This is a genomic window from Melghirimyces thermohalophilus (genome assembly GCF_900102685.1).
In the GTDB taxonomy this organism is placed as follows: domain Bacteria; phylum Bacillota; class Bacilli; order Thermoactinomycetales; family DSM-45169; genus Melghirimyces; species Melghirimyces thermohalophilus.
This window is the reverse complement of the sequence record NZ_FMZA01000002.1, coordinates 45,288-66,094: the sequence shown is the minus strand read 5'-3', so window position 1 is coordinate 66,094 and position 20,807 is coordinate 45,288. Positions and strand designations below refer to the sequence as shown.

At 51.9% G+C, this 20,807-nt stretch carries 19 protein-coding genes, 1 tRNA gene, 1 rRNA gene, 1 other RNA gene and 1 pseudogene; 3 read left to right on the top strand and 20 right to left on the bottom strand.

The features are described 5' to 3' along the window. Positions 1 to 109 precede the first annotated feature (109 nt). On the top strand, positions 110 to 640 hold the full coding sequence (locus BLP91_RS01625; RefSeq protein WP_091565969.1) for a hypothetical protein: 531 nt from the start codon (positions 110 to 112) through the stop codon (positions 638 to 640). Between the two features lie 37 nt (positions 641 to 677). On the opposite strand, the gene BLP91_RS01620 is transcribed toward BLP91_RS01625, so the two are convergent. After that, positions 678 to 872, bottom strand: a complete 195-nt coding sequence (locus BLP91_RS01620; RefSeq protein ID WP_091565966.1) for a hypothetical protein — start codon at positions 870 to 872, stop codon at positions 678 to 680. Between the two features lie 109 nt (positions 873 to 981). On the opposite strand from BLP91_RS01620, the gene BLP91_RS01615 reads away from it, so the two are divergent. After that, on the top strand, positions 982 to 1,206 hold the full coding sequence (locus BLP91_RS01615) for a hypothetical protein (RefSeq protein ID WP_091565963.1): 225 nt from the start codon (positions 982 to 984) through the stop codon (positions 1,204 to 1,206). A gap of 290 nt (positions 1,207 to 1,496) precedes the next feature. Here BLP91_RS01615 and BLP91_RS01610 read toward each other — a convergent pair whose 3' ends face one another. From BLP91_RS01610 to BLP91_RS01595, 4 genes are read right to left on the bottom strand one after another with little or no spacing between them, the layout of a single operon-like run. After that, a complete protein-coding gene (locus tag BLP91_RS01610) occupies positions 1,497 to 1,829 on the bottom strand; it encodes a hypothetical protein (RefSeq protein WP_091565961.1) in 333 nt (110 codons plus the stop codon). 25 nt (positions 1,830 to 1,854) lie between these two features. Continuing rightward, positions 1,855 to 3,603, bottom strand: coding sequence for an ABC1 kinase family protein (locus BLP91_RS01605; RefSeq protein ID WP_091565958.1), 1,749 nt, complete (start codon positions 3,601 to 3,603; stop codon positions 1,855 to 1,857). A 40-nt stretch (positions 3,604 to 3,643) separates the two neighbouring features. Then, on the bottom strand, positions 3,644 to 4,534 hold the full coding sequence (locus BLP91_RS01600) for a R2-like ligand-binding oxidase (RefSeq protein ID WP_091565955.1): 891 nt from the start codon (positions 4,532 to 4,534) through the stop codon (positions 3,644 to 3,646). A gap of 55 nt (positions 4,535 to 4,589) precedes the next feature. Further along, positions 4,590 to 5,018, bottom strand: a complete 429-nt coding sequence (locus tag BLP91_RS01595; protein WP_091565953.1) for an SCP2 sterol-binding domain-containing protein — start codon at positions 5,016 to 5,018, stop codon at positions 4,590 to 4,592. A 206-nt stretch (positions 5,019 to 5,224) separates the two neighbouring features. Between BLP91_RS01595 and BLP91_RS01590 the strand changes: the two genes are divergently transcribed. Beyond that, the gene (locus BLP91_RS01590; RefSeq protein ID WP_091565950.1) at positions 5,225 to 7,294 is read left to right on the top strand and encodes a penicillin-binding transpeptidase domain-containing protein; all 2,070 of its coding nucleotides are present in this window, start codon (positions 5,225 to 5,227) and stop codon (positions 7,292 to 7,294) included. Positions 7,295 to 7,571: 277 nt separating this feature from the next. Here the strand turns inward: BLP91_RS01590 and BLP91_RS01585 are convergent. The 15 genes and pseudogenes from BLP91_RS01585 to eno all read right to left on the bottom strand — a co-directional run bounded on the left by BLP91_RS01585 (position 7,572) and on the right by eno (position 20,758). Beyond that, positions 7,572 to 8,077: pseudogene (locus BLP91_RS01585) on the bottom strand (SRPBCC domain-containing protein). A gap of 25 nt (positions 8,078 to 8,102) precedes the next feature. Then, positions 8,103 to 8,441 (bottom strand): ArsR/SmtB family transcription factor, encoded by a 339-nt coding sequence (locus tag BLP91_RS01580; protein ID WP_091565948.1) that lies wholly within the window; start codon positions 8,439 to 8,441, stop codon positions 8,103 to 8,105. 183 nt (positions 8,442 to 8,624) lie between these two features. Further along, positions 8,625 to 9,197, bottom strand: coding sequence for a hypothetical protein (locus tag BLP91_RS01575; RefSeq protein WP_091565945.1), 573 nt, complete (start codon positions 9,195 to 9,197; stop codon positions 8,625 to 8,627). Between the two features lie 584 nt (positions 9,198 to 9,781). Next, positions 9,782 to 11,248, bottom strand: coding sequence for an MFS transporter (locus tag BLP91_RS01570; RefSeq protein WP_245661983.1), 1,467 nt, complete (start codon positions 11,246 to 11,248; stop codon positions 9,782 to 9,784). A gap of 193 nt (positions 11,249 to 11,441) precedes the next feature. Beyond that, entirely contained in the window at positions 11,442 to 11,873 is a 432-nt protein-coding gene (locus tag BLP91_RS01565; RefSeq protein WP_245661982.1) for a DUF441 domain-containing protein, read from the bottom strand. 193 nt (positions 11,874 to 12,066) lie between these two features. Further along, positions 12,067 to 13,521, bottom strand: coding sequence for an MDR family MFS transporter (locus BLP91_RS01560; protein WP_091565940.1), 1,455 nt, complete (start codon positions 13,519 to 13,521; stop codon positions 12,067 to 12,069). Positions 13,522 to 13,726: 205 nt separating this feature from the next. Next, positions 13,727 to 13,802: transfer RNA gene (locus BLP91_RS01555), tRNA-Thr, on the bottom strand. A gap of 21 nt (positions 13,803 to 13,823) precedes the next feature. Next, positions 13,824 to 14,192: a transfer-messenger RNA gene (gene ssrA, locus BLP91_RS01550) on the bottom strand. Positions 14,193 to 14,261: 69 nt separating this feature from the next. Continuing rightward, entirely contained in the window at positions 14,262 to 14,732 is a 471-nt protein-coding gene (gene smpB, locus BLP91_RS01545) for an SsrA-binding protein SmpB (protein ID WP_091565938.1), read from the bottom strand. 86 nt (positions 14,733 to 14,818) lie between these two features. Then, on the bottom strand, positions 14,819 to 17,089 hold the full coding sequence (gene rnr / locus BLP91_RS01540; protein ID WP_176757755.1) for a ribonuclease R: 2,271 nt from the start codon (positions 17,087 to 17,089) through the stop codon (positions 14,819 to 14,821). Beyond that, the gene (locus BLP91_RS01535; protein ID WP_091565934.1) at positions 17,083 to 17,877 is read right to left on the bottom strand and encodes an alpha/beta hydrolase; all 795 of its coding nucleotides are present in this window, start codon (positions 17,875 to 17,877) and stop codon (positions 17,083 to 17,085) included. The genes rnr and BLP91_RS01535 overlap by 7 nt, the downstream gene beginning before the upstream one ends. A gap of 239 nt (positions 17,878 to 18,116) precedes the next feature. After that, positions 18,117 to 18,233: ribosomal RNA gene (rrf, locus tag BLP91_RS01530) — 5S ribosomal RNA — on the bottom strand. Positions 18,234 to 18,314: 81 nt separating this feature from the next. Further along, complete coding sequence (locus tag BLP91_RS01525; RefSeq protein WP_176757754.1) at positions 18,315 to 19,019, bottom strand: alpha/beta hydrolase; 705 nt, start codon at positions 19,017 to 19,019, stop codon at positions 18,315 to 18,317. Positions 19,020 to 19,113: 94 nt separating this feature from the next. Further along, on the bottom strand, positions 19,114 to 19,347 hold the full coding sequence (secG, locus tag BLP91_RS01520; RefSeq protein WP_091565929.1) for a preprotein translocase subunit SecG: 234 nt from the start codon (positions 19,345 to 19,347) through the stop codon (positions 19,114 to 19,116). Between the two features lie 124 nt (positions 19,348 to 19,471). Then, positions 19,472 to 20,758: a phosphopyruvate hydratase gene (eno, locus tag BLP91_RS01515; RefSeq protein WP_091565926.1), complete on the bottom strand. Its 1,287-nt coding sequence runs from the start codon at positions 20,756 to 20,758 to the stop codon at positions 19,472 to 19,474. Between the last annotated feature and the right edge of the window lie 49 nt (positions 20,759 to 20,807).

Sequence of the window (20,807 nt, the reverse complement as noted above, 5' to 3'; positions counted from 1 at the left end):
TCCCATTTTGTACTGACGGGATATTGAGCAATGAAAGCGATATCCCGTACGATGAGACCAATCGGACTTGGCTTGGTATGCATTGGAATCAAATTGCGGAGGTAATACGATGGTAAAAAAATTTCTGACCGGGCTCATGATTTGCGGCGTCAGTTTCGGATTGCCGATGACTGTCACCTTTGCGATGGATGCTCGTGAACAGAAAATCAAGCAAACGTTTCGACCCGGCCCGTCGCCGGATCGGATTTATTCCGCTTACCAACCACGATCCTCCGGAGGTAAAAAAGCGGAGCAGCAAAGGGATGAAGCCGATGGTTCCACACCTGCCGCCAGATCTTTCGCCAGGGGGGAAAAAGGTGCTGATCCCTCCTCCAATAAAGAAGTGATCCTGACGGTACAATTTCACAAAGAGGTGAAGGCCGAACAAAAAAAATCGCTCCATCGAAAACAGGACGCTCAAATTGTGGATCATATTTTTCCAGATATTGTGCAGGTCCGCTTAAACTCGAATCGGATCAAGGGTTATGTACAAAGCCCTCTCATCAAGCGGGTGGAAACCGATGGCTCTTTGCTCCGGGATTCCCAGCAACAACCAACCGGTATCAGGAAAAAAGATCTTTCCGAGGATCTTGCCAGATGAACCGGTGATTGTCCCAATGTCTTGCAGTCCCCGTGGATTATCTATCCTCTCCGTCATGGGAATCAACGGCATCATTTAAACCTTCTACCAGTCGTTTCAATGTGATGCCAAAACACACCTCATGCAGAGAGGCATCCGTGTCCTGGGGTATGCCATACTCTTCCAATACAGGTTTCGTTTCCGGCCAGTTTCGTGAGATTTCATTGACGGGCATATGATGTCGAATCCTCATATCAATTCCTCCTCTTTTCAATTATTCCCTTTTCCACGAGAAAATACGGTTTAAAATGATCCGGCGACCATCCATAATGGTGGATAAGATTCTGGAAAGGAGAGGGAAAATGAAAGTAAAGGTACCGGGGGAAGGCGAAGTGGTTATCCCCGACGATGAGTTGAAACGCTTGCGGAAGCTGTTGAAGGAAACTCAACAATTAAAAACGCCGGAGCTGGAAGCGGCATCTCTCGCTCAACTGACCGTGATGGCCCTGAGCCGGGGAATCGGAAAGCTGGAGGATGAGTTAGCCCGAGCCAAGCTGCAGCAAAAACGGAACGATATAGGTGACTGAAAGGCAAAAGACCAAGCCGGATCCCCGGCTTGGTCTTTGGAAAAATGGAGTTTTGTTATGACCCGCTGCCGTTCAATCGATAGGCGCTTTTTTAATATCCTCCAATGGCACCCACCAGTCCAAAGATGGTGGCAATCACCAGCAGATACAACAGCAGGCGCCTCAGGCCGAAACCATATCCATAACCACCGCTCATTTTTAACCCCTCCTTTTCCCAGCGTTCAACGTCATCCTATTCAGTAAGGAGTACGGGTGGATAGGCTTCCGACAGGAGGTTACAGCCTAATTTTTCAAGCCCTCTGGTTCAACTTCTCTTTTAGTTCTCGAACCTCCCGTTCTAAGCCTTTGATGGTTTCCTCCAGCTGTTGGCTTTGATTACGCTCTTGATCCCGATTCAGCCTCCATCTTTGGAACCGTTCATACAACAGCAGCAGGCTGGGGTCCTGGAGTACGGTATCCATCACCGCATCTTCGAAGGTTTCCTTGTAACCATCCATCCCGTGATCTTTCCCGTATAACAGATGTTTCTCCAACAACTCAGGGATCTGAGGATTGTTAGGACCCCCGCTCTGCCGATAAAAAGCTTGTATCCTTTCCTCCATCGACATCCTTTTCGGCTCCATCCGCATCTCTCCCTGTTTATTTGGATCAGCCCCGCTTGGATCGAATCACCCGCCAGATGACATAGACTGACAGTACCGCCGATCCCCACAGCATTCCTTCGCCTAACCAACGGATCAAAGGCATTTCGTCTATCCCATTCGCGCCAAAAGTGACGAGCATCGCCGAACCGGCAAACAAGGCGCCAGCCAAAATACCCAAGGTTAACCGATTAACCGTACGATTGAGCAAGCGGGCAGACTCGTCGGGGATCCGATGCTCCACTGGTACCTTGAGATCGTTCCAGGCTAGCTTTTCCAATATCTTGTTTAAACGGCGAGGCAAGGTGCCGGCCAACTTACCCATTTCGGCAATCAGACTGGCATTGGCCCGGAAATTAAACCGTCGGGAAAGCCAGCGGCGCAAAATTTGCACATCTGCCGACTCCACCACCGTATGGTAACTGATTTCCGGACAGAGCCAGCGGGCCGTACCTTCAGCCGCGGTAAATCCTTTGGACCACAAGGCCAACCCAGTCGGTATCCGGCAATGGTTACGCATGCCAATCTGGATCAATTGCAGCAGCAGATGTCCCCAGTTGAACCGGCTTCCCTGCTCGCTATTGACATAATGAATACACATGGAGCGAAGCTCATCTTTTAACCGGACCGGATCGGTGTAGGCCGTCGGTTGGATCAAATCGAGAGCGGACTCCGCTGCATCCTCCGCCTGATTCAGGCGGATGTGAAGCAGAGAGCGAAAGATAGCCTCGGTATGCAAGGTATCCATCCGACCGACCATCCCCCAGTCAATCCCGATGATCTTCTTGGTTCGTTTATCCACCATCAGATTAGATCCGTGGGGATCGGCGTGATAATACCCTTCGGAAAAGGTTTTTACATAATAGTGGGCCAAATCTACCATCCGCTCAAAGCGCTCTTCAAAGGTGAAAAAATCCACAGGAAATTCCTTTAGATTCCACCCATCGATAAACTCCATGACCAACACTCGGCTCGACGCGTAATAAACGTCCGGGACGCCGATCGTTTCAAACTCCTCGCCCAGCCGAGCGTGTTCCTTCATATTCCTCGCTTCCGAACGCATATCCAGCTCATCGACGGAGCTGCTGTAGTAATCATCGATCAACCCCGGCAGATCGACGGAAAGGGCCACTTGAGGGGGCAACCGTTTGTGAAGGCGCCCAGCCATCTTTCGGATGATGGCGATATCTGTTTGAAACAGCTTATCCACTGTCGGCCGGACCACTTTCACCGCACACTCCCGCCCATCCTGCAGCCGAGCACGATACACCTGGGCCAAGGATGCGGAGCCGATCGGCTCCGGATCGATCCATTCGAAGGCCTGCAAACTCTCCGGCCCGTCATCATCCAACACCACCGCCATGCGGGAGAAGGGCTCAGGGGGCACCTCATCCATCAACTGAGCCAGCTCCGCCGTTACCGGGTCTGGAAGAAGTTCTTGCCTGGTAACCAGCACCTGACCCAACTTGATAAAGGTGGGACCCAGCTCCTCGAAGGCCAATCGAAGGCGGCGGCCGATATTACGCAATCGTTCTTCATCCTCCCGCCCCCGAACGCCTCCAAATAACTGGCCTGTTTTCGGGTCCAACAGATGCATGAGGCCATGTTTGGTAAATACCCGAACCATGGCACGAAATCGTCGGCTTCGGGTGATGCGGGCACGCATCATTTCAATCTCCTGCCGCCGGTGTTCTTTATCCCCCTCAAAAACCCTTTCCTCTTCAGGGCTTAACCGTTCCGCCGGCATGGCGCCCATATTCTCCCTCCCCCCGCGGACCGATTGTAAGCAGACACTTTTACTGAGCTTCCCCCAGCTCTTCCTCGGTCGCTTGCTGGATCTTTTCCACGGACAGGTTGCGGGCCCGCTCCAAGGCGTTCATCCGAGCGCCAAACTGTTTCATGGAGTATTGAATCATTTCATCTTTATCCAGCCCGAAGGGCAGTTCATCCACTTCACCGATGATATCCTGCACCACCCCGATCGCCGGTTCCAGCAAAAGCTCCATCCGTTTATTAACCACGTCCCAGATATGATCGTGTTCAGCGATCAAACGGGACAAAAGGTAGACCCCGTAGCAAATGTGGCGGGACTCATCCCGTTTCAGGTACTCAAAGGCTTGAACGGTCCCCGGCATGATCCCGAGCCGTTTAAAACTCATAAAGGTGGAATAGTAACCCGTCTCCGCCAACATTCCTTCCACGATCATGTTGTAGGTCACGGATGCCTCCGCCTGAGCCTCAGGCGAGGGGTCCCGGTTCAGGCGATCCATCGCTTCCGGCAAATATTCGTAAAAAATTCGCTTGTAGTTGTCACTGTGGTAGACGGACAAATCTCCAGTGACGCCGAGTTCGTCCACCATCCTCCGGAAAATCTCCACATGCTTGGCTTCTTCCCAAAGAAAGGTCGTTAAGAACATCTCCTCTTCCAGACGGCCCTCCTTGGAGATCACCTGGATCAGCGGCAGCAAATCTCGGGTCACTGCCTCTTCCCCACCGAGAAAGAGGGAGTTTAAACGCATGGACATTTCCTTTTCCACATCATTAAACCGATTCCAGTCAGCACGATCCTGACTCAGGTCGATCTCCCTGGGATCCCACACTCCCAGCTTCTTCGCCTTGTGGTAAAGACGCATGGGAAGCATGGAGTGGTCCAGACCCTGTTCGCTGACGGTTTGCATGACGCGCATGATTTTTCCCCCGTTTCGTATATATCTTTGAAGAATCCAGCTGCGGAAACCGCTTTCAATCCAGCCCTTCAGGAATCTCCGTATCCACTTCTAAGGCGGAGGCCAACAATTGCTTCGAAGCCATGACATAGGCAGACAATACCGACATGTTTCCCTTGACCAATTTCAGCCTGCCGCGCATCAGTGTGGAGATCGGTTCCAGCTTTCGGTCAAACACTTGCTTCCACGTCTGCGTATCTCCGCTGATGATCACTTCGGCCGCCTGTAAATCTTCTTCCGTCGCTACACGGGCATCACGACATTCTCCCTGTGACAGGTCCAAAAAGACGGCGCGATCCTCCTCCAATCCGATAGCGGGATCCTTCTCTACTTGGAACACCACCGGCCCTTCCCAAGTTTTAGCCGCTTGCCGATACTGCGGATTCTGATTCAACTTCTCCTTGTACACCTGTGCCCACTCTGCAGTAAAAGGTTCAAAGGGCAAGTCGAATCCCCTCCTTTGATACGGATACGTACTGGTATGATATCGAAACCCGTCACACTTGTCAATTATTTTAAAATAGTCTTTATATTAATTCAGGAAGGAATTTTTTTCTTCTCACATTTAAAACCAAAGTTTAATAGTCTTGAGAGAAGGGATATGTTACAACTAAATCAGCCCATCAGGTTCTCTCGATATGAGGTGCAAACATGAGCAAAAAACTGTTGACGGATACCATCAGCACAGCGAAGAAAATCGTTAAGGAAAAGTTGCCCCGACGAACGACAGCGATCGTGGGGTTGGCTGCCATCATCGGCACCACATTGTGGGCCGCCCAAAGCATTTACGGTCAGAAGTCCCCTAAAGTGACCATGCAAGCTTATCTGGATCACTGGGAATCTGGAAACTACGAAAAGATGTATCAGCTGTTGCATCCCAATGACCGGAAAGAAGTCTCCAAAAAAGCGTTTATCCAACAGCACCAGGATATCGCTAAAAAATTGGAGCAAGAAAAGATCCGGTTCAAGATGCACTCTGGAGAAGAAGAATCTCCTACGATCCGATACCAAACGACGATCGATTCTAAATCCGTCGGTCCCATACAATTTAACAGCCGAGGAAAACTGGCCGAAAACGAAGAAGGAAAATGGCTGGTCGATTGGACGCCCTCCATGATCCTGCCGGGATTGACGGAAAACGATCAGGTGAAAGTTGAAACCGTATCCGGGCTGCGTGGAGAGATTCGGACCAAAGACGGAAAAGGCCTTGCGGTCAATAAGGGAAAGATCATCATCGGCACCGTCCCTGCAGAAATCAAAGACCGGCAGGCATTCCTGAAACAGGTTTCCTCTCTGTTAAACATCAAACCCCAAGAAATCCGGGCCAAGATGAAGAAGGCGAAACCCTTTGAATATGTTCAGTTAGGCTCCTTGCCGGTAGAAAAAAGGGACGCGATCAACCAAGCCCTGAAAATTGAGGGCGTCTCTATACGAAACGAAACTGAGCGCCACTACCCCCAGGGAAGTCTGACCGCCCACATCACCGGCTTTGTCAACCCGCTCACCTCTGAGCAAGTGAAGGAATGGAAGGATCAAGGGTACCAAAAAGGAGATGTGGTGGGCCGAGCTGGTCTGGAGAAATATCAGCAGGAAACCCTCGGTGGAAAACCGGGCATCCGAATCGTGATCACGGGAGCCGATGGGAAAGAGAAACGTGTCATCGGCACCCGCTCTCCCCAAAATGGAAAGGATATCCGGGTCACGATCGACCTTTCTATGCAACGTCGGCTGTATAACTCCCTCCGTGGAGATGTGGGCGCCTTCGTCGCTCTCCACCCCAAAACCGGAGCAGTTTTGGGAGCGGTCAGTATGCCTTCCTACGACCCCAACACTTTTGTCAAGGGGATCTCGGAGAAGGAATACAAGCAAAACATAGGCAGTATCACCAACCGGTTCGTACACACATACACCCCCGGCTCCACCATGAAGCCGTTAACTGCAGCCATCGGCTTGGAAACGGGAAAACTGAAACCCAGCACCACATATGACACCCGTTCCGGTAAATGGCAAAAGGATTCCTCCTGGGGCGGTTATTACGTAAGGCGGGTAGATCACCCCGATGTGCCGGTGGATCTACAAAAGGCGATGGCCTGGTCAGATAACATCTACTTCGCCCGTGTGGGGCTGAACATCGGTCCTGAAACTTTTAAAAAACAGTTGCAGAAATTCGGGTTTGAGGACAAACTGCCATTTGCCCTCCCTGTAAAAAACGCCACCTTCTCCAACAGTGGCAAATTTGACAGTGAAATCTTATTGGCGGACACGGCCTACGGACAGGGGCAGCTTCAGGTCAGCCCCCTCTTCTGGTCCTCCGTATTTACCGTGTTTACCAACGATGGAGATATGTTGCAACCCCAGCTCTTGCTGCCAGAAAATCAGGACTCTGTCAAACCCAAAGTATGGCGGGAAAACGTGGTCTCCCCAAAAAACGCCCGCAAAACCTATGAGATCATGAAAGGGGTTGTCACCACGCCCGGGGGCTCCGGCAACGATCTGAAAACCTCCGGGGTGGAGCTGGCGATGAAGACCGGCACCGCCGAGCTGAAAAAGAGCTATGACGATCCCGATCCCATGGAGCTGGGTTGGCTGGCCACCATTTCCGGTAAAAAAGGATCGGAGCCCGACCTTTTAACCATCTCCATGGTGAATGATGTACACGACCGAAACGGCAGCCATTACCTGTATCCTCAGATCAAAAAGATGTTAAAGGAACGTTATTAAACGCCTTCACCCACACCGAATGGTGTGGGTATTTTTTGGGTCTCGCTATATACAAGAAGTTCGGCACCTTGTAAAACAGCAGCTGGGGCGGTCTCACTCAGCGACGTCTATTCATGTTTCTACTTCATGTAGCGATCTACAGCCCACTTCGTACCGATATGTGGATAAAGACAAAAGGGGCAAGATCAACGAAGCTGACCCCACCCGCAAAGTCGTTGTATCCCCTGCCATTCATGATGATTGATGATGTGTGGTTATTGCTACGAAAGGATATTTATCACTCGTTTTGCAGTTTTTCCAACAGGTAGGCCAGTTTGTCCCAGGTTTCGCTCACACCCTGTAGCACGCCCATATCCAGCACTGATTGGACATCTTCCTTCGAAGCATATTCAGTTTCCCGCCTTGCTCGATGAACGTGATCGTCATTTTTGTCAAGGGCATTTCCTCCACGATATTCCCCTCTGCATCGGCAAACGAATCGATAAAAACAATCCGTTCCGGCTCTTTGATATCCTCATAGACGGCTTTGCCCCAAGATTCCATTCCGTATTCTTCCTGGCTTTCATCTGAACATTTCATGCAGTAAAACCAGACGCCTCCCGGACGAAAGTCGACCTCACATACGGGGGTGGACCAACCCTTCGTTGACCACCACCGCTTCAGGTGTTCAGCCTTGGAGAAGGCTTGAAAGACGAGTTCACGGGGGGCATTGAATACCCGTTCCAAAATTAGCTCACGGCCCACTACTTTAGAAATCATTTTGGAATCTTCTTTATTTAACATGTCCATATCCCCCCTGGTCTCTGGTTTACGGCTTGCCTTCACGTTTCCCATCCTTACTTTGCAGTTCCTTCAAATAATCATCCAAGCGGTCCAGTCTCCCTTCCCAGAGACGGCGGAAAGAGGCCAACCATGCGTCCAACTCTTGGAACGCCAGATACCGCAACTTGTAAATGCGCCGATTGGCGACCACATCGACTTCCACAATCCCGGCATCACTAAGTATACGGAGATGCTTGGAGGCTTGCGGTTGGCGGATCCCCAGCTCTTCGGCGATCTCCCCTACCGAGAGGGGGCCGTCACGCAAGAGCTCGACCATCTGTAATCGGTTAGGTTCGGCAAGCGTTCGCAACATGGTTGTCTTCATTTCCCCATATAACTTCCTTCAATTGAATCCTTTATATGTAATATACCATAAAGGGAATTCTCCGTTCGCATGGTAAAGGAACCGCTTTGATATCCCATAGACAAGCGAAATGATGGAGATGGAAACGAAAAACGCCCGGGTCAGGCACGATGCAAGCATCTTTTAAGGCAAGCTTGAGAGGGGTTATACCCACCAACCTCCAGCCCCATGTTGTTCATGCATCGGACCGTGATCCCATGACGCCGGCGAATGAAAGTGGGAGACCATCAGAAAGCCGAGAATCACCACGAAAAACAAAAGAGGACTGAATAAAGAGCTCCCTTTTTCTGTGGAGGATCTGTGGGCGGACAGGAGTAAAAAGACCATAAAGAGGACGCCGGCCACCAGTACACTGGTTAAGCGAAACAAGAGAACCCCCGATTGGGCAGGAACCATCACTGCCGTCATCGCACCCATGAGCCCTCCCATCCACCCGGCTACGGTCCCTTCTAGTACGCCTCGCACCCCGCTTTTCCATCCGATTAACCATCCAACCACCGCCCCCGCGGCAAAACCAAACAACGCCGACGAGAAAAAAGAGTGGTGCCAGACGACTGGCAGGTAGACGCCCACTCCGGTCCCTGTCGCGGTTCCCGTAGACATGGAACATACCATCCCATCACTGGGTGTCCGGGGAGAACGGGTCAAGGATAAAGCGATCAACCACAACACCAACCCCAATCCGATTCCCCACCATGCCCACATAGTGATGGACATCATAGCCACCCCCTTCATCTTGTCCCATGTATATGAAGAGCACCCCGTAAATAAGCCACAGGATATTGGCTTGAGAAAGAGTTTAAGACAAAAACTATCTGTCCCTGGAACGTGCAAAAAGCTGGAAAAGAGACGTGCTAAAGATCGGTTCAGGGACGGGAATCCATTTCCCTTATTATCAAGCCAGGACCAGGGAAGCTACCCGTCCGCAAGCAGGCGCAACAAACCTCTGTCCTCATCCAAACCCTCGCGGCTGACGCCGAGAATCTCCCCCTACCCGGCTCACACCTTCGATTCGGTGGTCGGAACCCTGGTTTTCTGTACCATTTCCGCTCCGGATCAAGAACTTGGGGAAATCCGGCGGCTGCCGACTTGGGAGTTATTCAGTGCTCTGCCGGATTCAAGATCGGCTCACTCCCTCCTGGCAACGATTCTGTGATGGATGATCAAACAGTCCGGACTGCAGGGAGTGCGTGTCGAGGGGGTATCTTCCTCGTTAGAAGCGGTCAACCCAAGGATTCCATAAAAAAAAGGATCCCGCATTCGCCTATTCGGCAAGAAAACGGGACCAAACCACAAGTTGTTTATGAATTTCCTTTATCTTTTTCCTCCCGCCACCACAGGGCTTCTTCCGGCTCCTCCAACACTTCCTTGATTTCCTGCTTCTCCTCCACCGCTGGCGGCGAACCACGCAGTGATTTGCCGGAGGTATCTTTGACAAAATAAGTGACCACAATCATGCCGACAACGGCTGCAAAGATCATATAATAGGCCGGCATGTTCCGGTTGTCAGTCGCATTGATCAACCAAGAGACCAGCAAAGGGGTGGTGCCGCCAAACAGGGAAGCTGATACGTTGTAGGTGATCGCCAGCGCCCCGTATCTCACTTCGGTATAAAAGAGTGATGGCAACAACGACGGCATGGTTCCCTGGAAGGTGGAGGAGAAGACGGCCAGCAACATCAGCCCTAAAAAGACGCGCCAAATATCGCCACTTCCAATCAGCCAGAAGGCAGGAGCTGATAAAAAGATCAACCCGATCAGTCCAGCCTGTACAATCCGTTTAGCGCCCACTCGATCGCCGAAATATCCCATCAGGATAACGATCGGGATCATGATCACCATGACGATGACGATCAACAGCAGTCCTTTCGTCTCTCCATAACCGAGCACAGCAGATAAGTGGGAAGGCATGTAGGACAAGACCATGTAGTTGACGACGTTGTAAAAAAAGACTACGATCATGCCGATCAAAAGCGTTTTCCAATAAGAGACAACGATCTCTTTCATCGACACGTAGTCGCTTTCCTCTTCCCTCGCCTCTTCCAAAGCTTCAAAAGCAGGCGTCTCTTCCAGGTGGTTCCGCAGGTAATAACCGATAAAGCCTAGCGGAGCGGCGATTATAAAGGGGATGCGCCATCCCCACTCCACCATGGCTTTTTCTCCCAACATAAACGTGAGCAAAGTGACCAAACCGGCTCCGGCGATATAGCCGGCCAGTGTGCCCACTTCCAACCCGCTCGCCATCACGCCCCGCTTTTTATCCGGTGTCGATTCGGCGATAAAAGTCATCGCCCCGGCATACTCTCCCCCGGTTGAAAATCCTTGCACCAAGCGGGCAATCAGCAACAAGATCGTCGCCGTGGCGCCGATCGAAGCATAACTGGGAATCAATCCGATACTTAAAGTAGCTAGTGCCATCAAGATCAAGGTGATGGCCAACACCTTTTTCCGGCCGATGCGATCTCCCAACATCCCGAAAAACAGGCCGCCCAAGGGACGGACGAGAAAGGCGACGGCAAAGGTGGCAAAGGTGTAGATCAATTGCACTCCGCCGGTCAGTTCCGGAAAAAAGACTTTGCCGATGGTCACAGCCAGGTAAGAATAAATACCGAAATCAAACCATTCCATAGCATTGCCGATAGCGGTAGCTAAAACCGCTCTTCTCGCCACATCGGTATCGACAACGGTGACATCCTCTTTATCCAACCGAGGTCTTAACTTTCTTCGTATGGAAAATCGCCTTTTTTGCTTATCCTCTTGATCAGCCACCCCAATGATCCCTCCTTCCCCATCCATCATGAGCGGGGGGGTTGCCCGAGATTAGTATGGGCGGCAGGCTGGTGTTCCATGCACAGAACCTCCACATATGCCTGTTGAGAAGCGATTAAAAAAACAAGCTGCATCTCAGGAGGGAAAGGACCTGAAATGCAGCTTCTATTATTGATGAATGAGGCCAGCTGGATCAGCCACGCAAAAATTGAGTAAACAAGGACAAAATCCCCGCCGCAATCAAAGGGCCAACCGGTACGCCGCGAAACAGGGCAACCCCCAGGATCGTCCCGATCATCAACCCCGTCACGATCGTCGGTTGATTGGTCAACAAGGTGGCTCCTCTTCCCCCGAGATAAGCCACAAGAACCCCGACGACAATTGCAGCCAAACCGGCCGCGCTCTTCATCGTATTGACCAGCAGGGACCAGGGAATCTTCCCTAAGGCGATCGGTGCCAGCACCCCCATCGTCAAAATGATGACCCCGATCTTCAATCCATACTGCTCCGTCCATGCCAAGGGCTGGTTTCCCGGCCACAGGCGGAGGGCCAACAGTCCCACACCTGCAATCCAAACCGTGGCGTTTTTAGAGATCACACCTAAGATCGTAATCACTAGCAACATCAAAACGACATCCATCTTCACTCACCACTCGTCCAACTTGTGATAAAAACAACGTTTCCGCTGTATTCTTCGCTAAGGTTCCTTCAACTCTGCCTTTGCTATGAACGAATTTCCTACTGAGCTATAGGAACAAATGTAGTGCAAGGATTGAATAAACCACGCCCCTACATATGGCGTGGTCCTCTTTTATCATTTATCCATGGTTTTTAGCAACGATCGCTTTTTCTTTTTGCGGGGAGGGAAGAAACAGAGACAACAAAAAGGCGATCACCGCGAGGGCGGTACTCCCCATGAATGCCCATTGAAATCCTGTTATCTGGGCCAGCTGCGGGATGAGGTCCGGTGGAACGGAAGCATCCGGCTGATAAGATTGTGTTCCTGTAGCCACCAGTGTCACCAGGACGGCGGTTCCGATGGAGGCGGAAATCTGCTGCAGGGTGTTGGCCAGGGCCGATCCATGGGAATACCACTTCGGAGGCAGCTGGTTGAGGGCGGAGGTCATCACGGGCATCAAGGACAGGGAGAGCCCTAGCATGCGCACAGCGTAAATCAGGGTTAAATAGGTGAAGGAAGTTTCAAGGGATAAGTCGGTAAACAGAAAAGTAGTCACCGTTACAGTGGCTAGGCCGATCAAAGCCAGCCATTTGGCGCCATATTGATCAAACAGACGACCGGTGATCGGGGACATAATGCCAATGACCACCGCGCCTGGAAGGAGCATCAGTCCCGATTCCAGCGGCGTGTAACCCAACACATTTTGCATAAACAGCGGGAGCAGGGTTTCCGCACCGATCAAGGAAATCAGGACGGCCATCGTGATCATGATTGCCAGGGTAAAGATCGGAAATCGAAACACACGGAAATCCAACATCGGGGTTTTCAAACAGAGTTGTCTCCAGACGAAAAGTCCAATGACAAGAGTTCCGAAAAGGATCGCCGTGAGAACGACCGGATTGCCCCAACCCCTCTCCGATACAATGCTGAACCCGTACAGAAAGGAACCAAACCCAAAAGTGGAGAGGAGAATCGATAAGAGATCGATTCTCGGCTTCGAGAGCTCCGTCACATTCCGCAAAAAAAGGGCAGCGACGATCATGGTGATCGCCACAATGGGGATAACAGTGAGAAAGAGAGCACGCCAGGAGAAATGTTGGAGAAGCCAACCGGACAGGGTGGGTCCGATCGCCGGCCCAAAAGCGATCACGATCCCGATCATTCCCATGGTCGTCCCACGTTTCTCTACGGAGATTACGGCCAATAAGACCGTCATCAATAGGGGCAACATCACCCCTGAACCGGCCGCCTGCACAATGCGACCGATCAAAAGCACGTAAAAAGTGGGAGCGACCGCTGCGATCACCGTTCCGGTCCCAAATAAGCCGATTGCAGTCAGAAATAATCCCCGGGTGGTAAATCGTTCGATCAAAAACGCCGAAATCGGAATCATAATCCCGTTGGTCATCAAAAAGGCAGTGGTCAGCCACTGTACTTCGCTTTGGGAAATGGAAAAGGCATGCTGAATAGTCGGAAGGGCAGTTGCTAACAGTGTTTCATTGATAATCCCCATGAAAGCACCCGTTAATAACGCGGCAATCATCGCCGCCTTTTCCTTGGGTGGTAAATGGCTGGCGGTACTTGCTTGATTCATCTGCGGCCTCCTTTTTCACTTTTGTATCCTCGATCCAACTGCTTTATCCGTGATATGTGGCCTTTTTCACATCGAAGGCCCCGCCCGCATGTTTCTCTAGCCGATCAAACATCTTTACAAAGATATCACCACTATGCCCGTTTGGTCCAGTTATAATAAATCTGCCAACAAAAATCGCCTTTCTTGAGAGAAAGGCGATGTTGTTTGGTGCTGATGGAGGGATTCGAACCCCCGACCCCTTCATTACGAGTGAAGTGCTCTGCCAGCTGAGCTACATCAGCACAGTGATGCTTGTGAATATGTGGTGGAGGCGAGCGGAGTCGAACCGCTGTCCGGAGACATCGCCACGTCGGATTCTCCGAGCGCAGTCGCCGTATTAAGATCTCACTCATCGAACTGCCCGACGACAGGCGCTTCGACGAGCCAGCTGCCTATCTTTCGCTTCCCGGGCGGCAGCACCTCCGGTCAGCTAGCCCGCTTCAGTTATGAGACCCGAACACTCCACACGGGCGATGGAGAGACGGATCCTGACTGACTTGTATTAAGCAGCCAGAGCTTGAGGTTGTTGTTTGCCAGTTACATTTGGCGATCCGCGTTTTTAACGAAGGACGCAGCCCCTCGGCTCGCTACCGACGCTCGATCTGCCCCCGTCGAATCCTAAAAACGCCCCCAAGGATCAACAGGACTAGCAATCGTTAACGAATGGCATTATACCATGGTATAGTGACAAATGTAAAGAGCTAACGCATCATTTTATGCTTCAGTTCGCGGCGTATTTCCCGATCCGCATCCCGCTTAGCGATGGCTTGCCGCTTGTCGTGCAGCTTTTTCCCTTTAGCCAGGGCCAGCTGAACCTTGGCAAATCCATTGCGAAGGTGCAGATCCAGCGGCACCAGCGTCAGTCCTTTCTGTTGGGTCAAACCGATCAGCTTGCTGATTTGTTCCTTGTGCAAAAGCAGCTTCCGAGTTCGAGTAGGATCCGGATTAAACCGATTTCCCTGCTCAAAGGGGCTGATATGCATATTGAGGAGGTAGATCTCTCCCTTATCGATCAGAGCGTAACTATCCTTCAGATTTACCCGCCCCTGGCGGATCGATTTGATCTCCGTCCCGGTGAGCACGATACCCGCTTCATAGGTATCTTCGATGTGATAGTCATGGAAAGCCTTCTTATTCCGCGCCACCACTTTGGCCCCACCTTTTTTCGGCATCGTACTCACACCCCTTTGTGAAAAAACTGCATCTTTTAGTATAACAACAAGAAGAGACGGCCGTCAAACTGCAAAAAAGGGGACCGTCAGTCGGTCCGGCGTCCCCCTTTGTTCTTCCTTTTTCTTTTTCCGCGGTCCTTATGACCGTTGTCTTTTCCCTGTAACCGGACTTTCTCCTTCTTCTGCTTTGAATGGATCCACTGGGACTCCGATTGAGGTTGTTCTGGTTTATCCATATCGACGAACTCAAAGTCAACCTTGTGCTCTTCCAGGTTGACTCCAGCCACTTTCACCGTAACCTTGTCACCGATGTTGTACACTTTCCCGGTCCGTTCGCCCACCAGAGACATGGAACTTTCATTGAAATGGTAGTAGTCATCGGTCATAAAGCTGACGTGAATCAAACCCTCCACGGTGTTGTCCAGTTCCACAAAGACACCGAAGGATGTGACACTGCTGATGATGCCGTCAAAGGTCTCCCCGACCTTGTCCATCATAAACTCGGCTTTCTTCAGATCGTCCGTCTCCCGCTCCGCGTCGATGGCGATCCGCTCTCGCTCCGATGTGTGCTGAGCGGTTCCAGGCAACCACTCCTTCAATTCCGCCCTCCGTTTATCAGATAGCTTTCCACCCCCTTCCAACACTTCCCGCATAATCCGGTGAATCACCAGATCAGGGTAACGCCGGATCGGGGAGGTGAAGTGGGAATAAAACTGGGCTGCCAGCCCGAAATGGCCGAGACACTCCGAAGAATACTTGGCCTGTTGCATGGAGCGCAGCATCACGGTGCTGATCACCGGTTCTTCCGGACGTCCTTTAATCTCCTCCAGGAGCTGCTGCAGTACCCGGGGCTTGATTTTATCCGCCTTTCCTCGGGCCTGGTGACCAAAGTGTGTGATAAACTCAAAGAAGGATTCCAATTTGTCTGTATCCGGATGTTCGTGGATCCGGTACATAAACGGCACCTTCTTCTTATAAAAATGCTCCGACACGGTTTCGTTGGCGACCAGCATAAACTCTTCGATCATCTGTTCCGCGATAGTACGGGGTCTTCTCACGATATCGACCGGCTTGCCCCCATCTCCGATGATGATTTTAGCCTCGGGAAAGTCAAAGTCGATCGCTCCACGGGCGAAGCGACGCTGCTGCAAAACTTCCGCGAGGTGGCCCATCAGCCGAAAATCTTCCACCAGGGGCGCGTACCGTTCGATCAGTTCCGGATCTTCATCCACCAGAATCTGCTTTACCGCTTGGTAGGTCATCCGCTCATCGGTACGAATCACACTGGGGTAGATATCATGGTGAATAACGTTGCCCTTTCCATCCAGCTCCATGTCACAAGTCATGGCCAGACGATCCACTCGGGGGTTGAGACTGCAGATGCCGTTAGACAGACGCTGAGGCAACATGGGAATTACCCGGTCCACCAAGTAGACACTTGTTCCCCGATCGTAAGCCTCCCGATCCAGCGGACTTCCTTCCCGCACATAGTAACTCACATCGGCGATATGGACCCCCAATCGGATATTTCCATTATCCAAACGCTCGATGGAAACCGCATCGTCCAAATCCTTGGCATCTTCGCCGTCGATGGTAACCATGCGGCGCTCACGCAAGTCCCGCCGGCCGGTAAGGTCTTCTTCGGAAATGGTATCGGGTACCTTCTCCGCCTCCGCCAGCACCTCTTCGGGAAAGGCCTCGGGCAACTGGTATTTGCGGATCACCGACAGAATATCGACGCCAGGGTCGTTTTTGTGCCCCAGAATCTCTTTCACCCGTCCTTCCGCACTGCGGCGGCCTTTAGGATAATCGGTCAATTGGACGACGACTTTATCCCCTTCCTTCGCTTTGTTTTTGCCTTCTTTAGGGATAAAAATATCCGAGGAGAGGCGTTTGTCGTCAGCGATCACAAAACCGAAGTGTTTGGAATCGGTATAGGTACCCACCACTTCGGTCCGCCCCCGGCGGAGAACGCGAATCACTTCCCCCTCCGGGCGAAGCCCTTCCTTTTTCATGCTGTGAATCCGGGCCAATACCATATCTCCATCCATGGCCCCGTTCATCTCGTTTCCATGAATAAACACATCTTGTTCAAAGGGGGTATCCGCATCAGGGATTACAAAACCAAACCCCTTGGCATTGCCCTGTAACCGCCCCCGCACTAAATTGAGACGTTCGGGGACACCGTAACGGTTGGTCCGTGTACGGACGATCAACCCCTCTTCTTCCAACCGATCCAATATGCTCATAAAAGCATCTGCCTCTTCAACTTGGAAGCAATCTTTCAGTTCATCAGCGGTCATCGGTTTATATGCGTTGGTTCTCATGTACTCGATGATTTCCCGATCTTTCACCAAAACTCATTCTCCTTTCCCCCCGGAGACATCCGGGAGCCGCCGCCGGTGACGCGTCGGACAAAGGCATCCACCTCGGCAAAAAGGCGTTCCCGATCTTTGTCCAGTGTGATGATATGGCCTGATGTTTCATACCAGGATAGCTGTTTGTCACCGGAGGAAAGATGATGGTATATGTAAAGAGCGCTTTTCGGTACCACGGTTTCGTCTTTTTTCCCTTGTACTACCAAAGCTGGAACCGAAACTTCCGGCAAACGGCGCCGAACGAGAGCGATGAGGCGGTTGAGGCTGGCCACACATTTCACCGGCGTCCGGTCATAAGGAACTAAATGTTCTTCGATATGGCGAGGTTTCGAGCCGTTTCGTTTCAGGTAGGGCATGATCCGCCAGATTGCACCTGCTAAGTGATGCCGTTTATCTCGGAGATAGACGGGGGCGTTAAGGGAGACGACACCTGCTAACTCCCGCTGACTGGCCAGATACAGAGCTAGAACTCCCCCCATGGAGAGACCCATCGCAATCACCTGGCGAACCTGCACCTCTCTCTTTAGTCGGTCGTAACCATCCCGTACACTTTGCCACCAGTCTGTCCAATCGGTGCGTTCCATCTCTTCTGGCCTTGTGCCGTGTCCTGCCAGCAGCGGTGCGCACACCGTGTAACCTCGGCCGTTCAGGTAACGACCCATCGGCCGCATTTCAGAAGGTGTCCCTGTGAAGCCGTGGATCAACAAGATCCCCGTCTCCCCACCCGCGTAAAAAAAAGGGTCCGGGGATCGTCGCATCATCTTCATAACGGGTGCCTCCCCCCAGATATTTTTCCACAGATGATGCTTCATCTTTCAGTGTTACCCCAACTGATCTCGTTTCAATCGGTCTGTACGGGTCGAATCATTGGAACATTTACGTAATCCAACATATCACACTAAACCGAGCGGTAAAAACCCGTAGCGCATTCCATTTCATCATACTACACATTTATGAAAAAGGAGCCAACACAAAAAAGGCAGCTCTTATGAGCTGCCTTTTTTGTGCCTGGCAACGTCCTACTCTCCCAGGGGCTCTCGCCCCAAGTACCATCGGCGCTGAAGGGCTTAACTTCCGTGTTCGGGATGGGAACGGGTGGATCCCCTTCGCTATCGCCGCCAGACATCTATTATAATAGCATGGCGATCTCTATCTGACAAGGGGGATCCACAATTTTTTTCGATAAGGGATGATGTGTAACGAACTAAACCAAAGAGGGGGCGGGGGTGAGAAAGGAACGGACCTCCTTCAATACCTGTTCCACTTCGTCATCTTTCAGAATCAGGTGTCGGGAATGGGGCAGTATCACCAACCTCTTCTCCTCCGACGGAATTTGCTCGTATACTCGGCGCGCCCCTCGGGGGTGGGCCAATTCATCCTTGGCTCCATGGATAATCAAGACAGGCATATCCAGCTCACCATAGACCGGCTCCACCGCCTTCATCAATTGATAAAGCTCATGGATTGCCTGAACCGGAGACCGGGTCAAACGGCGGAAATACTCTTTGATGGAAGCACCGGAGCCCATCCTTCGGTGAATGGCCAGAGGACCTCGGGCGACTTCTGTCGCTCCCTGTATCAGTTCTTGCGCCGTAGGTAGAGCAGGGGGACTAAGCAGAATCAATCGGTGGATCCGTTGACGTTGGGACAGCATGACCCCGATCAGCGCACCCAGTGAAAAGCCGATCACATTCACCCTGGGCGTTACATCTTTTAGTTGGATCAGACTCCCTTCCGCACTGTCCACCCAGTCTTCCCAGGAAACCGTCCGCATCCGGTCCCGCCCTGATCCGTGCCCAGCCAAAACCGGACAACGAAGGAGGCGCCCTTCCTGCTTCAACATCTGCGCCACCGGTTGTAGATCAGCGGGAGACCCGGCAAATCCGTGGAGTAACAGATAACCCTCCAATGTTTTCTCTCTCCCCTTTTTTATCAAGTAAGACACAAAAAAACAGCCGGGTTCACCCTGCTGTTTCTTTCCATCCACATGCCTGGCTGTCGATTTATTTGATGAAATAGCCCGCCAACAGCGTCAAAATCATAAAAATGACAGCCAAGACGACCGTTATCTTGCCCAGCAGAGCATCAATTCCGCGGGCTTTGGTTTTTCCGATCAAGTTTTCGGAGGCGCCACCGATCGCACCGGAAAGGCCAGCGCTTTTACCCGATTGCAAGAGTACGACGAGGATCAGTGCGATGCTGACAATCGCCAACAAAATATCTACGGCGACTTTCATTGTTGGTACACCTCCCGTCAAGGTTTCCCGTCTATTTTTACAGGTGTACTTTACCACAACCACCGGCTGTTTTCAACAAATCAACAAAAAGCCGGACTCCTCAGGGTCCGGCTTGATCTTCCTTTTACCCCTTCAAGTTGTAAAAGGCCTTCCTTCCCAGGTATTGCGCACTGTTCACCAACTCTTCTTCAATTCGCAGAAGCTGGTTATACTTAGCTACTCGATCTGTTCGGGACGGAGCACCGGTCTTAATCTGACCGGCACCGGTGGCCACCGCAATATCCGCGATGGTGGTGTCTTCGGTCTCACCGGAACGGTGGGAGATGACCGCTGTGTAACCGGCTTGCTTGGCCATCTCCACCGCATCAAAGGTTTCGGTCAAGGTTCCGATCTGATTCACTTTGACCAGGATGGAGTTGCCGACACCTTTCTCGATACCGGCACTTAACCGTTCCGTATTGGTGACAAACAGGTCGTCTCCTACCAATTGCACCCGATTACCGAGCCGGTCGGTCAGCTGCTTCCAACCGTCCCAATCATCTTCAGAAAGACCGTCTTCAATGGAGATGATCGGATATTTGTCCACCAACTCTTCCAGGAAAGAGATCATTTCCGCAGGGGATTTGGTTACCCCTTCCCCTTTCAGATGGTAGCTACCCTCTTGATAAAACTCGGTGGAGGCGACATCGAGTGCCAGTACCACGTCACTCGCCGGCTTGTAGCCCGCCCGCTCGATCGCGCTGACGATGGTGGCGAGAGCTTCTTCGTTGGAGGAGAGGTTGGGGGCAAAGCCGCCTTCATCACCGACGGACGTGGACAATCCTTTCTCCTTCAGCACCGCCTTCAGACTATGAAAAACTTCTGCCCCCATGCGAAGTCCTTCCCGGAAGCTGTCGGCACCGACGGGCATCACCATAAACTCTTGGATATCCACATTATTATCGGCATGCTCGCCCCCGTTAAGAATGTTCATCATCGGAACAGGGAGCGTCTTGGCATTTATCCCGCCGAGATACCGGTAAAGGGGCACGCCCAGGGCTTCCGCAGCAGCCCGGGCCACAGCGAGGGAGACACCTAGAATCGCGTTGGCGCCCAGTTTCCCTTTGTTTTCCGTTCCGTCTAATTGGATCATCGCCCGATCGATGTCCACCTGATCCAAAGCGTCCATCCCTTTCAATTCCGGCGCAATCACCTCATTTACGTTCCGGACGGCCTGGAGCACACCTTTTCCCAGGTAGCGATCGGAGTCGCCATCGCGAAGCTCCACCGCTTCATAAGCGCCGGTAGAGGCGCCGGAGGGCACGATTGCCCGTCCGAGGGCACCTGATTCCAACACCACTTCCACTTCCACTGTGGGGTTTCCCCGGGAATCCAACACTTCCCGGGCTATCATATTGTAGATCATCGTCATGCTTTGTTCTCCTCCTTGCGTTTTTCCGAGGATGGATGGGTGGATCTCC

Coding starts and splice junctions, on each gene's coding strand:
- BLP91_RS01600 (WP_091565955.1), bottom strand. CDS start 4,534: ATGCGCGTCATGCAAACCGTCAGCGAACAGGGTCTGGACCACTCCATG.
- BLP91_RS01590 (WP_091565950.1), top strand. CDS start 5,225: ATGAGCAAAAAACTGTTGACGGATACCATCAGCACAGCGAAGAAAATC.
- BLP91_RS01615 (WP_091565963.1), top strand. CDS start 982: ATGAAAGTAAAGGTACCGGGGGAAGGCGAAGTGGTTATCCCCGACGAT.
- BLP91_RS01560 (WP_091565940.1), bottom strand. CDS start 13,521: ATGAATCAAGCAAGTACCGCCAGCCATTTACCACCCAAGGAAAAGGCG.
- BLP91_RS01605 (WP_091565958.1), bottom strand. CDS start 3,603: ATGGGCGCCATGCCGGCGGAACGGTTAAGCCCTGAAGAGGAAAGGGTT.
- BLP91_RS01625 (WP_091565969.1), top strand. CDS start 110: ATGGTAAAAAAATTTCTGACCGGGCTCATGATTTGCGGCGTCAGTTTC.
- BLP91_RS01565 (WP_245661982.1), bottom strand. CDS start 11,873: ATGTTGCTAGTGATTACGATCTTAGGTGTGATCTCTAAAAACGCCACG.
- eno (WP_091565926.1), bottom strand. CDS start 20,758: ATGACGATGATCTACAATATGATAGCCCGGGAAGTGTTGGATTCCCGG.
- BLP91_RS01535 (WP_091565934.1), bottom strand. CDS start 17,877: ATGAAGATGATGCGACGATCCCCGGACCCTTTTTTTTACGCGGGTGGG.
- BLP91_RS01610 (WP_091565961.1), bottom strand. CDS start 1,829: ATGGAGCCGAAAAGGATGTCGATGGAGGAAAGGATACAAGCTTTTTAT.
- secG (WP_091565929.1), bottom strand. CDS start 19,347: ATGAAAGTCGCCGTAGATATTTTGTTGGCGATTGTCAGCATCGCACTG.
- BLP91_RS01575 (WP_091565945.1), bottom strand. CDS start 9,197: ATGTCCATCACTATGTGGGCATGGTGGGGAATCGGATTGGGGTTGGTG.
- BLP91_RS01580 (WP_091565948.1), bottom strand. CDS start 8,441: ATGAAGACAACCATGTTGCGAACGCTTGCCGAACCTAACCGATTACAG.
- BLP91_RS01620 (WP_091565966.1), bottom strand. CDS start 872: ATGAGGATTCGACATCATATGCCCGTCAATGAAATCTCACGAAACTGG.
- smpB (WP_091565938.1), bottom strand. CDS start 14,732: ATGCCGAAAAAAGGTGGGGCCAAAGTGGTGGCGCGGAATAAGAAGGCT.